Origin of the sequence: Clostridium bornimense (genome assembly GCF_018917145.1) — a bacterium.
Taxonomy (GTDB): domain Bacteria; phylum Bacillota; class Clostridia; order Clostridiales; family Clostridiaceae; genus Clostridium_AN; species Clostridium_AN bornimense_A.
The window spans coordinates 123,517-137,265 of the sequence record NZ_JAHLOD010000001.1; the positions used below are offsets into that span (position 1 = coordinate 123,517).

Annotated in this window: 11 protein-coding genes and 1 pseudogene; all 12 read right to left on the bottom strand. The window is 25.7% G+C overall.

What is annotated here, in order from left to right:
* Nucleotides 1-16 precede the first annotated feature (16 nt).
* The 12 genes and pseudogenes from KQI30_RS00610 to KQI30_RS00665 all read right to left on the bottom strand — a co-directional run bounded on the left by KQI30_RS00610 (nt 17) and on the right by KQI30_RS00665 (nt 13,742).
* The gene (locus tag KQI30_RS00610) at nt 17-865 is read right to left on the bottom strand and encodes a DUF1919 domain-containing protein (protein WP_216461223.1); all 849 of its coding nucleotides are present in this window, start codon (nt 863-865) and stop codon (nt 17-19) included.
* 130 nt (nt 866-995) lie between these two features.
* Complete coding sequence (locus KQI30_RS00615) at nt 996-2,132, bottom strand: glycosyltransferase (protein ID WP_216461224.1); 1,137 nt, start codon at nt 2,130-2,132, stop codon at nt 996-998.
* Between the two features lie 35 nt (nt 2,133-2,167).
* Nucleotides 2,168-3,235, bottom strand: a complete 1,068-nt coding sequence (locus KQI30_RS00620; RefSeq protein ID WP_216461225.1) for a glycosyltransferase — start codon at nt 3,233-3,235, stop codon at nt 2,168-2,170.
* A 12-nt stretch (nt 3,236-3,247) separates the two neighbouring features.
* Nucleotides 3,248-4,390, bottom strand: a complete 1,143-nt coding sequence (locus KQI30_RS00625) for a glycosyltransferase (protein ID WP_216461226.1) — start codon at nt 4,388-4,390, stop codon at nt 3,248-3,250.
* Nucleotides 4,391-4,437: 47 nt separating this feature from the next.
* Nucleotides 4,438-6,267 carry a glycosyltransferase WbsX family protein gene (locus KQI30_RS00630; protein ID WP_216461227.1) on the bottom strand — a complete coding sequence of 610 codons (1,830 nt, stop codon included), beginning with the start codon at nt 6,265-6,267 and terminating at the stop codon, nt 4,438-4,440.
* Between the two features lie 125 nt (nt 6,268-6,392).
* A complete protein-coding gene (locus KQI30_RS17470) occupies nt 6,393-8,177 on the bottom strand; it encodes a sulfatase-like hydrolase/transferase (protein ID WP_216461228.1) in 1,785 nt (594 codons plus the stop codon).
* 39 nt (nt 8,178-8,216) lie between these two features.
* Nucleotides 8,217-8,915 carry a sugar phosphate nucleotidyltransferase gene (locus tag KQI30_RS00640; RefSeq protein ID WP_216461229.1) on the bottom strand — a complete coding sequence of 233 codons (699 nt, stop codon included), beginning with the start codon at nt 8,913-8,915 and terminating at the stop codon, nt 8,217-8,219.
* Between the two features lie 2 nt (nt 8,916-8,917).
* Nucleotides 8,918-10,045: a phosphonopyruvate decarboxylase gene (gene aepY, locus KQI30_RS00645; protein ID WP_216461230.1), complete on the bottom strand. Its 1,128-nt coding sequence runs from the start codon at nt 10,043-10,045 to the stop codon at nt 8,918-8,920.
* Between the two features lies 1 nt (nt 10,046).
* Nucleotides 10,047-10,952 (bottom strand): annotated as a pseudogene (gene aepX, locus KQI30_RS00650) (phosphoenolpyruvate mutase); the annotation flags it as partial.
* Nucleotides 10,953-10,995: 43 nt separating this feature from the next.
* On the bottom strand, nt 10,996-12,132 hold the full coding sequence (locus tag KQI30_RS00655; protein ID WP_216461232.1) for a phosphonoacetaldehyde reductase: 1,137 nt from the start codon (nt 12,130-12,132) through the stop codon (nt 10,996-10,998).
* A 15-nt stretch (nt 12,133-12,147) separates the two neighbouring features.
* Nucleotides 12,148-12,822, bottom strand: coding sequence for an HAD family hydrolase (locus KQI30_RS00660; RefSeq protein WP_216461233.1), 675 nt, complete (start codon nt 12,820-12,822; stop codon nt 12,148-12,150).
* Entirely contained in the window at nt 12,819-13,742 is a 924-nt protein-coding gene (locus KQI30_RS00665; protein ID WP_216461234.1) for an ATP-grasp domain-containing protein, read from the bottom strand. The genes KQI30_RS00660 and KQI30_RS00665 overlap by 4 nt, the downstream gene beginning before the upstream one ends.
* Nucleotides 13,743-13,749 lie beyond the last annotated feature (7 nt).

A 13,749-nucleotide genomic window follows, 5' to 3' on the forward strand; every position in this document is an offset into this window, starting at 1 on the left:
CCTAAATTGTATATGATTAATTATTAATTATTTTATTTAAATCAATATAGTCGAATGAACAATTCAGAACAAAATCACTAAACTTACTTATATTTTTATTTCTTGCAATTTCTTTCCACTCGGTAAAAGAATATACATTATTACTTTTGTACTCTATATCCGTTATTATCAACTTTTTTTCAAAACTACTAGCTAATATAGTTTCAATAATATTCTTATTACTAGTTGTACATTCCAATAATATATTGTCTTTATTAATTTTTAATGTCCTTGAAATAAACTTTTCATACGCCTCATCACAAGTTTTATAATGAATAAATTGAAGTTTAATATCTTTAAGTGTTCCTACAGGATATCCTAACTTCTCATCAAATATAACTTCTAATGAATTAACATTATCCATATATTCATTAAAATTTGAAACTAGTTTCTTATAATCATTATCTTCAACTGATAACCAAATAAATGGTGAATTATATTGAATTCCTAATGTTTTATATAAATATGCCCCCCAACAATGATTGGATATAATTGTAATATCATTCCCTATAATATTACGGTTTTCTTTTATTTTTAATAAATTTAATATATTATGATATCCAAAGTAATTTATAATCTTATTTTCATCAATATTTTTTTGTAGCAATAATTTTCTTATTTCACTAGAATATTCACTACAAATAATTATATAATCATATTCTATATTCATTTCTGTTACTTGTTCTATATTCTTTACAATGTACCCATCAATATATTTCCCAACTTGATATGTATCAACTAATGCTACTATATCTATAAGTGAGCTATTAATTTCTTTAAATTTTTGATATGAACTCCCAACTCCATATAAAACAACTTTTAACATAACTATACCATCCATAAAAACTTATATTAATATATTTCAATACTTTCACTTTAATATACTTACATATATTTTTTATACAAAATATATAATAATCTACATTTATCATATAAAAGACTTTAAATAACTATATTCATTTATTCGTACTATAATGTGTTAGAATCTTTCTTAATATTCTTTCCGTTATCTTAGGCTCTTTTACATTACTTATATTATATGATGCATCCATATAACTTTTATTTAAATTTAAGGCTTTTTCAAAGTATATTACCGCTTCGTCATATTGAAGCATTAAAGATTTACAACATCCAATATTGTTTAAACTAGCTATATCTTGAGGATTCAATTCAAGGGCTTTTTTAAACTTTATTTCTGCATCTTTTATATCATTTTTTTTATACAAAATTATACCTTGGAGAAAATATTTTCTATAATCTTCAACTCTAACTTTTTGTAATACTTCATACGCATTATCCAACTTATTTAATTTCATTAACACAGTAACAAAATCTATATAGTTTTCATATTCATCTTTTTCTCTAATCATAATTTTGTCGAAAATAAATTTAATATTATATTTATTATATATAGATTGTTCATCTTTTAAAAAACCTACTATGTCTCTAGATGTGTTATTACTATGTCTTCTAATAAATACTTCTGTATTCTTATCAAAAATACATTCTCCAATCATAGATAACTTCAACCATAAATCCCAATCTTGAGAATACTTTAAATCATCATCAAAACCATTAACTTGTACTAGCTTTTCTTTATTTATTAAAACCCCTGTCGTTGATAATATAGGATTTCTTACAAAAAGATCTCCTGTAAAATTAGTACATATATCTTTATAGTAATTAATCTTATCAGAAATACTGTTTCCTTCATTATCTATTTGTACAAAACTTGGAAATATAAATGAAATATCTTTATATTGTTTTACACTAATAATCTTACTATAGTTTTTAACTAAATTTTTATCTAACATGTCATCATGATCTACAAAAAGTATCCATCTATTCTTAACTTTATTTATAGCAAAATTTCTTGCTGCTGATGGTCCTATATTTTTATCTAAAAAAAATAACTTTATACTTTTATATTTTTCCGCCATTTCAGAAACTATTTTTTTTGATTTATCTGCACTTTTATCATCAATAATAACTATTTCATCAAACTTTTCACTTTGATTTAATAAACTCTTCATTGTATCTATGATAAACTTTTCTGAATTATACATAGTAATTACTGCACTTATTTTTTCCATATTATAACCTTACCCCTAATCTCTTTTGCTACAATTCACTTTTTTACAACTTCCAAAATATTTGGCGTACATATGAAAAAATGTTCATATTCTTTAAATCCACTTCTTTCGAGGCATCTTGCAATATCAAAGTAATTGGCATAACTAAATATTAGTATAAATATATTATTTATATCTTCTTTTACTAATACATCTGGTGATAATACAAGCTTACCTTCTATCTTTGTGTTTTGAATAGATTTATTTGAATCTACTAAATAAACAATATTGTTTTTTATATAATCTGTAGAATTTATATAACAATCACCAGTTCCCCAACCAATAAGCTTTTTATCAATAATCCACTGATGATTCCACTTCTGTTGAAAATATTCACTACACTCTTCTATTGTCGCTCGTCTTATATCTCTTCTTAAAACATCACTTATCTTACCTGATGTAGTAACCCCACCACTTCTATACTTTATTAGCTTTCTATCATAAAATCCAATATTACAGCCTCTTTTTGTAAGACTTAAATATCGAGGATAATCTTCTAGATAACAATAACTCTCATCTAAGTATCCATATTTATCTATCAATTTTTTAGAAAAAGGTGTATTAGACCCTGAAATAAAAGATCCTTTACATAAACTTTCATATAAAATTTTTACATCTTTTTTCTTTAATATTTCTACTTCATTATCTCTAGGTAATGTTTTTATATACTCATTTAAATCACTATTATAAACATCTTTATATCCTGTAAAAATTAATTCTCCAGTTTCTCTAAAATAATTTACAACATCTTTTATTACGTTTTTATCATATAATACATCATCTATAGCTAAATAAAAAATATAATCTCCTTCACTTAACTTAATAGTTTTATTATAATTTTTTACTATACCCAGATTATATTCATTGATATTAATGGTGATTTTTTTTATATTATTTGACATATTAGAATATATATAATTATAGATTTCATCCCTAGGAAAATCTAAACTCCCATCGTCACTTATTACAATTTCTATATCGCTATATGTTTGACATAATATAGAGTCTATACATTCTTTATAATATTTAAAATTATTATAACAAAGTATAATTACACTTATCATCTACAAAATACCTCATAATATATTTAGCTCTTCTATTAGACTAAAATTAATAATTCTATCTTCAATATTACACTGCTCTAATTGATTGTATATATCTACAAAATACATAGATGCAATTATTATTCTATAAGATTTATATTTATCATCTGCTAAATTATCACAATTTATAATAGGAATATTATTAATCTCTTTTCCCCACAGATCAGGATTATTATCGCAGAATGCTACTACTGAAAAGCCACTTTCTTCAATATATCTTTTTACAATTCTTCCACCTTGCGATGACCCAAATATTATTATCTCTTCTTTATCTCTTAACTTCTGCTTTAAAATATTCTCTATATTTATATTAAAATTCAATTCACTTATAAACTGTAATAAAAATAAAGTCTGTATGTTTTCAAAAGATATGTTTATAAGTTTATTTTTAGGATACTTATCATTTATGTATTCTTTAGTCCTAGCTACTTCCATAAGTAAATCATTATAGTATTTTACCTTTTTTTGTTTAGTTGTGCTTTTATCATGTTGCACATAATAATAAAAAGATTCTTTAAAATTATATATACTTTTAGCACAACTAAAAGCTTTTATAATTACATAAATATCTTCATAATAACATCCTTCTTTAAAAAATATATTATTCTCTATAAAAAGTTTACGCTTAAAAATCTTATTCCAAACAGCAAAAGTATTTTTTCCTTTAATAATACTAAGTATAGCTTCTTCTGAATTTAATTGCCCAGAATCAACAATACTTATTTCTTTTATTATATTTCCATCTTCATTAACAATTTTTGTTCCACAAGTAACAATATCATAATCATTACTTATAGCTTTATAGTACATAGATGACATCATATTATAATCTATGTAATCATCTGCATCAATAAAACCTATATACTCACCTTTTGCAATTTTAATACCAAGATTTCTTGCTGCCCCTTGTCCTTTATTTTCTTGATTTATTATATAAATATTTTCAAATCTAGACTTATATCCTTCAACTATTTCTAAACTATTATCTTCTGATCCATCATTTATTATTATTACTTCTATTCCAGCTAAATCTTGCTTCATTACAGATTCCAAACACTTTTCTAAATATTTTTCACAGTTATATACAGGTACAATTAAGCTAATTTTAATACTCATTTTTTCACCTTTTATCCATTACTTAATTCTTTATATTACATCGTCTATTATTTTCTTTGATAAATAATTACCTCATAATCATATTTCCTATTATAAATTCTACTTTCTTCTATAACATATTCTTTAAATTCATCAAATTCAGAATCTTTTTCTCTTCTATTTATAAAAATTATCTTACCCATAATTTTTAATTTTTTTATAATCATTAATATGTTATCAGATTCTTCTCTACTTTCTTCATTACATTTATATACTATATAATCATATCTTCTATCAAAGGTATCACTTTCATTGAAAAAATGCCTTGATTCTATATTTATAACCTTAATCTTTGGATTTTCACCATGTAATTCACTGTTATATAAAAACTCTTTCTCACATATGCTACGAATCCACTTTTCAAAATCAACATCAATATACTTTTCGAAATATTTATAAATAAATTTATATTCCTTCTCATTTTCTATTATTAAAAAATCATCATTTGAAACTACAAAATCTATATTTTCAATATAATTCATTTCTTTCAGTTGTATCATTATATGTTTGTAATACATAGAGCATATAAAAATAAAAGGTTTGTTCTTTTTATCTTTTAACATTTTAGGAGGTATTACACTCTGTCCTCTCACTTGACTTCCCCATTTTCTCTCATCATTATCTATATACCCATTGATACAAATCTTTTTTTCTTTAAGAAATTCACTATATCGTTGTCCATATACTCCAGTTCCCCATATAAATACTTCTCTATCTTTGTCCAAACAATAATTACAATTTACTCTATTATATTCCTTGCTTCTTTCACTAATAGATTTGTATTTAGTTAAGTTCTTACTAGAAGTTCCTTCGACAACTTCCAATGTAGCTTCTAAAAACTTCCTACCATTTCGAATATCAGGCTCTAAATAACTTCCTTCTCCCCACTCATTCCATGCATTAATAAATATAATTTGTTCATCCTCAGGATATTTTTTAACTTTATCTATGCAAGAAGTCAACCATTCTTTATATAATTCACTATCTTCATTTTGTATTATCGTAGCATCTAATATCTTTCTTGCAGTTGTATCCCATGAAGGAAATATACACGGAAAAGTTCTTATTTTATTATCATACTCTTTATTAATATAATATTTTGCTACATCAACATATGAATATGTCTTAACAGTAGGAATTGCACATTCATTTGTTCGAGCAAATTCTATTTCCGGACCTGGTGTCCTATCATACACTGCATCATATCCATAATTTATAAGCTCATCACTATTAAAGCAACCCCATTCCATAGCTACTATATAAGCATCAATTAATCCATTTTTTTTAACTAATTCTCTTATTTGATTTATTCGTAGCTTTATATCACTAAAATTTCTAGGCTTATGTATTATAAATAAAGGCTTTCCATTAATTTTTATATACCTATCATCCTTAAAAAATTTCACCAACCATTGAATATGTTCTTCAGGACTATATTTATTATCATCGATTTTCATTAATACTTCACTATCTTGTCCATCCCATGTTCTACTCCAATTCTCATTAGCCCAACAAAAGCAAAATGGTTGATCTAAATCCCTACATTCTAATAATTTCATTATTGGTTCATGTAACATTAGTTCTCCATTAAACCAATAGTGATAATAGCAAAACCCATATATTCCATATTGTTTTGCTAAGTTCTGTTGCGCAAGCATACTTTCCTTTAATCTCAAATCATAAAATCCCAAATCTGATGGTATTTTAGGTTGATAATGTCCCTCATAAAGAGGTTTACCTTGTGCAACATATGACCATTCAGTAAAACCTTTTCCCCACCATAAATCATTCATTTCATTTGGAGAGTATTGTGGTAAATAAAATGTAATCGCCTTCATATTTTGCTCCTTTATTTCATCTTCTGTTAATTTAATATTGATATTAAATATAGTTCCCTATATATTTTTTAACACTTATGTTAAATACTTATTTTTTTCTTCATTATGTCATATTTCTAATATTATTAAATTTTATTCCTAAATTCATCACAGTTACCTATAACATCTATAATGTTTTTATTCTCATTGTCTAAATCGTATAATTCTTCTACTCCATCATCATATCTAACATATTTTTTATCCATAGTTGTTATAACTGTATATCCTTTTATAAATTTACTCCCCAAAGCTTCTATAAATTTTCTATCATTTAAATAAAATAATGAATGTATAGCATCTCTTTCTGATTTAACATATTCTGATTTTAACCTACTTCTCTTTTCTATATACGACTTATCAATAATACTTGAAATTAATTTTCCAAAATCTTTTTTATCAAATAAATCTTCAATAACTTCTTTATTTAAATCCTTACCATTAATTATTAATGGAGTATGTAAAACTTCATCATACCATGTAAAAGTATGTGTATACGCACTATACTCTCCTATACATTGTCCATGATCACTAGTTAAAATAGTGTATATACTATCCGATAACATATTCATATAATACCCTAATTGTGTATCTATATATTTAATAGTCTCCATGTATTGTTCTCTCATATCTATTTTTTCTTTATATATTTCATTTTGTATAACATTCATTACCTTAGCCTTTTCATAATATCCACACATATATGGAGTATGAGTTTCATTAAAATGAAATATATACATAACCTTGGAATCCATATTGCATAAATACGTTAACATTCTCCATAATTGAACAGTACAACTTTCAAAGCACTCAGTTTCTACCCTTAAATTTTTTATATTTATATTATCTGGAACTAATCTTGTCATAGATTCATTAACAATATAATATCCATTATCTAATGCACTTGATATTAGTTCACTTTCTTTATAACTTAAAACATAATTATCATTCATATATTTTTCATCATAATTAATTAATTTTCCAGCTAACATTGAATATAAAGCTGCTTTTGTATAAGTTGAATTTGCAATAGCTTTTGTATAAAATAAAGATTCATTACTTATCTTATGTAAATATTCATATTTATTGTCAAATCTTCTTATATCATTTATTTCTTTATATCTTAATGCATCACTAATTATTATTATCATATCTTCTTTATTTCTATTTTGTAGATGTATTCTAATAGTCTCAAACAAAGAATCTAATTCCTTTATAAATTCATCATATCTTTGCCCCTTATAATCATTTTCCTTGTAAATTTCTATAAAATATTTTGCGTGTATGATATCATATATATTCAAATACTTTTTGATTATAGCCTGCAATATCTTTTCTTTAATCTCTTCATCTTTTTCTTTTTCATATATATTTTTCATCAAAAATAAAAATATGCTTAAATAACTATTTTGTTGATAATCACCATCAAACTTTTCCCATATATACCATGGACAATTTTCAACATTAAATTCACTTATACTCTCATATAAATCTATATACTTATAATTTAATCTTTCTAGCTCTAATTTTATTTCTTTTTCATACTTTGGCGATGAAATTACTACAGCATCTATTTCATATTGAGATATCATATCTACAGAAACAATCTCAATATTTGATAGTTTCTTACCTTGCAGTGCAGGATTTTTATCAATCAAACATCTTACCTTTTTCTTACTGACTTCTACTATATCTAATAATTTTTCTGTATGCTCTCCAGCTCCCCATATTGCAATATTGTAATTATCATCAATACTATTCCATGTTTCTATTATATTTCTTTCAATATACTCACCAAGAATTTCATATCCATTTCCTTTAGATATCAAATCATATCTATTTAATATTTCATCATATAAAGAGCTTATATCCACTTCAATTCCTCCTATGATATACCAATATATTTCTAATTGCTATTTTATTATATAGTTATAATCTTCTTCATCATCTACTTCAGTACATATTTCATCTTTAATATATAGTGGATTTAGTTTTATATCACCTTTTTCTAACAAATTATTCAATATTTCTTCTGCATAAATTGTTACATTATTTTTTCGTACACTATCTTCTATTCCTTTTATCCATACTTCAAAAGATTCCTTATTAAATTTATATATAGGAAAGCAATTTTTAGACTTTTCAGTATATAAATTTACTGCTATCTTCATAACATTACTATTTAATATCTCACATTTAAAATCTTTACTAGATAACTGTCCATCTTTTCTAACTACTACCAAATTTTCTTTACCTTCAAGAATTCTTTTTAAAATACTTTCATGAAAAACCATATCACCATGTAATAAAATTACATCGTCTTTTATAAACTCTCTTACCTTGTATAAAGAATAAATATAATTTGTAGTTTCAAACAACTCATTAAAAACCAAATCAACATTATAATCTTTTTTATCTATATAATCTTCTAATATATCTTTTTTATATCCTGTTGTAATAAGTATGTTATCTATACCATATTTATTTAAAATCTGTATCTGTCTATCTAAAATAGTATCTACTTCATTAATCTTAACCAAACACTTTGGCTTATCTTTCGTTAACTTACCTAGTCTTGTTCCTTTTCCCGAATTTAATATAATAGCTTGCATTATTATCCCTCAATCTCTTTCATAAACATATATTTATTTTCAATAGGCGATATTGTAGGTCGTCCTAAATCTTTTCTTGATCCACTTTTTATCATAACTTCTATAAAAACTGAACCATCAAAATTATTAATATCTTTTAGAGCATTAATTAAACTTTCTTCTGTATCTACTTTTATAACTTTACTATAATTACAAGCTTTAGCTATATCACAAAAATCAATTTCATATCCTACTGTTTTTTGACCACCTACTGATTCATGACACCCATTATTTAATACAATATGTCTGAGATTATTTACTTTCATGGAATTTACAATTGATAATCCACCTAAATGCATTAATGCAGCTCCATCTCCATCTAAACAATATACGACTCTTTCTTTTTTTCTAGCTGCTATTGAAATTGCAACTTGAGAAGCATGTCCCATGGATCCTACCATTAACAAGTCCTTACTATGACATTGTTTCTTTTTTTCTCTTAACTCAAAAAGCTCTCTTGATGTCTTTCCTGTAGTTGATATAAAAATTGATTTTTTTTCACAATTACTTATTATAATGTCTATTGCATTTTCACGAGATAGTGTATAGTTACTAATTTCTATATCTTTTTTGTAGTTATATTCCTCATAACAATTCTGCTCAACTACAAACGCATAAGGGCTTTTATTTTTATTCATATACTGATATGCCTCTTTAATATACTTCTTCATATCATCACTTGTAGTGTTTGCGGTTAAAATAACATAAGGTATCTTTAAAACATTTAATAATCCTAAAGTAATTTCTCCCATAAACTTATGTTGAGGCTCATCTTTAATTCCTGGCATACCACGCCATCCAACCATAAGTAGCATAGGAATAGAGTATACTTCTTCTGCTACTAAAGATGTTATTGGATTCACAGCATTGCCCAATCCAGAATTTTGCATATAAACTACTGGTATATTACCAGTAGCTAAATAATCTCCAGTAGCTAAAGCTATAGCATTTCCTTCATTAGCTGCTATTATATTCATACTTTTACTACTTAAATAATTATTCAATTCTTTAAGTAACGAATCAGGAACTCCTGTAAAAAAATTTATAGAATATTTGCTTAATTCATTACAAAACTCATCTACTTTTATCATATTATTCTCCTCCAGGTATAAGAGTAAGAATTTCTTTTATTGGCATACATAAGTCATTTGTTTCAAAACTTCTTTCATTATCTAATATACTTTCAGCTGCTTTTACCATTGCAGGATATGCACTACGCAATAAATGATTAGCATAAACTACTATATTAACACCCATATCTTTTAATTCTTTTTCACTTATGTGATTATATGTTGTAGGTACAACTAGTAACGGCACTCTATTTTCAAATTTATTGTACTTATTACAGAACTCTTTAATTTCATCTCCTGAACTTTCTCTACTATGTATCATTATTCCATCAGAACCTGCTTCAATATATGCTTTTGCTCTTTCTAAAGCATCATCCATTCCCTTTTCTAATATTAAACTTTCAATCCTTGCAATTATCATGAAATCATCAGTAATTAATGACTTCTTAGCTAATGAAATTTTATTAGAAAACTCCTCGATGGAAGCCTGTGTTTGGGATACATCTACCCCAAATAATGAATTCTTTTTAAGTCCAACTTTATCTTCTATTACAATAGCAGATACCCCTAGTCTTTCTAATGTCTTCACTGTAAATTTTAAATGTTCTGCTTCTCCACCAGTATCTCCATCAACAATAATTGGCTTAGTAGTAACCTCCATAATATCATTTATTGTATTTGTTCTCGATGTAAAGTCTACCAATTCAATATCTGGTTTCCCTTTAGCTGTAGAGTCGCATAAACTACTAACCCACATACCACCAAATTCCTTAACTTCATTATCTCGACGTATTTTAGTCTTTTCTACTATTAACCCTGTAAGACCATTATGTGCCTCTAAAATTCTTATGAATCCTTCTTCTTTAATAATTCTCTTTAGAGCTTTTCTTCTTGTTTCTGGCATTATACCTTTGCTGATATTTTCTTCAACTCTAACATTATCTTTTATCATTAGTTTATTCCTCCAAAACTTATTTAATTTTATATATTATATTTTTTGTTTCATCATTTGTAATTTTTATAGGATTATTATCACTTCTTCCTATAACATTAGCATTTTTGCAAATTTCATCTATATCATCAACCTTAAATCCATAATAATCTAAGTTTGTCTCTATTTTACATAAGTCACATATATCTTTTATCCATATTTTTAATTCACTACTATCCATATTTCCTAACACAGTTTTTAACTTTTCTATCTCCTCAATGTGATGATAATTTAATTCATATACATGTGGTAATATTATTCCCACTGCAAGCCCATGTGGAATATCGTATTTCATAGTTAATATGTAGGAAATGGCATGTCCTAAAGTAGTTCTAGACTTACTTATACTTTTACCAGCAAACATGCTTGCAATAAGCAATTTTTCTTTATATCTAACATCTTCTGGATTCTTTATAGCTAATTCTAAATTTTTAATAATTAACTCTATGGATATAAGGGAATATATTCTTGAAATATCATTTCCTCTTTTAGCCCAATATCCTTCAACGCCATGACTTAATGCATCTAAAGCTGTTATTACTACTTGAGCCTTTGGTAACGACATTATTAAGTTAACATCCAATAATGCTATATCAGGATATAAACTTATATCATCAACAGAATATTTTTTCTTATTATTTTTATCCCATACCACTGCGAAAGGTGTAACTTCAGATCCTGTTCCTACAGTTGTTGGTATCGCTATTAATTTATATCTTTTTCTATTTTCTTTGTACTTACCTTCCAAAATGTACTTATCAAACTCATCTCTACTTAATAAATCTACATTTCTAGTTATAGAAAAGATTTTTGCTGTATCTAATACACTTCCTCCGCCAATAGCAATAATTACTTCAAATTTAAACTTTTTAATTATATTATAACCATCATAAATTTCATCAATAGATGGATTACTATTATTTACTCTATAAACAAATACATTATATTCAGCAAGCTTTTCATGTATTATAGAATAATATTTACTTTTCTCAAATGACTTCTTACCTATAACCAAAAGTACACTTTTTGTTTCAGAAAAAGTATCCTGTAATATAGTTCCTATATCCATTACTCCACCCTGTTTAATCAAAACTTTCACAGGATTATAATATTCCATTTTTTCACCTCTACTCTATTTTGTCATCTCTTCTTTAAGCATAATTTCTTTTAAAGAGTATATTACTTTATCAACATCAGAATATTTAGATTTTACTCCCATATGATCTCCGTACTCTCTAATAATCCTTATTGTATTAAATCCTACTTTTTTAGCCCCAATAAAATCTTTATTAGGATTATCTCCTACGTATATAGCTTCTTCTCCATCAATTTCAAAATGCTTAATCATCTCTTTGTAAGCTCTTGTATGTGGTTTCCAAAACTCTCTTCCAAAATCGTCTGTTACAATTATCTTATCTACCATTTCCTCTAACTTAAGAGCCTTTATTTTACTCCATTGAACAGCACTCATTCCATCTGTTATAATTCCAGTTCTTATGTTATTTTCTTTACACCACTTAAGAATTTCTATAGCATCATCATATAATTCTATTTGTGGCTTATAAAATCTATATTTATCTATCAGAGTATTTATATCTTCTTGCAAATTATATATATCTATAATTCTATTGAATATTTTACCTCTACCTTCTCTATAAAATATATCTAAAATCTTTTTATATACATCATTCTCACTTAAATTATACTTTTTCGAAAAATACAACGATACGGCTTTAAAACCGCCAAATACAAAATCGTACTCCTTATATAAAGTATCATCCATATCAAAAATTATTGCTTTTATCATTTTATCACTGACCTATCATATCTAATTACTAACTTTTCATCAAAATCCCCTATTATTGGTTCCAACTTTTCTTTTTTCAAGATACTTTTTATCATAAAGCTATAATCAATTCCTGAATAAATGCTTGCTGTAACACCACCACCAAATCTTGGGTTTATTTCAATGAAGAATATATTCCCATCGTCGTCTTTTATACATTGTATAGTTATAGGTCCAAAAAACTTTATTTTCTTAGTTATAGCAATTACTTCTTTAATAATATCCATATCCTTCACTGTCGATGTTTTAGAAACTTCACCACTTCTTACCTCTATTCTTTTTCTTGGTATAACTGTAATTGCGCCTCCATCTATATCACAGAATAAATCTACTGTATATTCCTCTCCGTTAATAAACTTTTGAGCTATAGGATTCTCAACATATTTATAAAAAAACTTACCTTCTTCCTTATTATTGGCTTTAAAAACACCCCTACTTCCCATACCATCTCTTGGCTTTATAATAACAGGATAAATAGATTCTTCTTCTAAATCATCTTCTGTATACTTCTGAGGAGTCTTTATATTATTATCTAAAAAGAACTTGTCCGTATTTTCCTTATCATTAAATGTTCTTATCGTCTTCTCATTACTTAAAATGAGTTCCACATTATTCTCTCTTAGAATCTCTCTATTCTTATTCAAAATATCAAATTCTTTCTCAAATAAAGGTATTATTCCTTGCACCTTTTCTTTTTTGCAAATTTCCAACAAAGAACTTAAGTAATTATTACTGTCAAATTTGGGTACTATATAAAATTTATCTACAAATTCCTTCGCCGCTACATTATTATTTATATCAACGCCTATTACATACAAAGATTTCCTTAAATGCTCTACAAGCTCTACTCTTCTTCCAATAGCAGTAATCAAAATTTTCATATATATA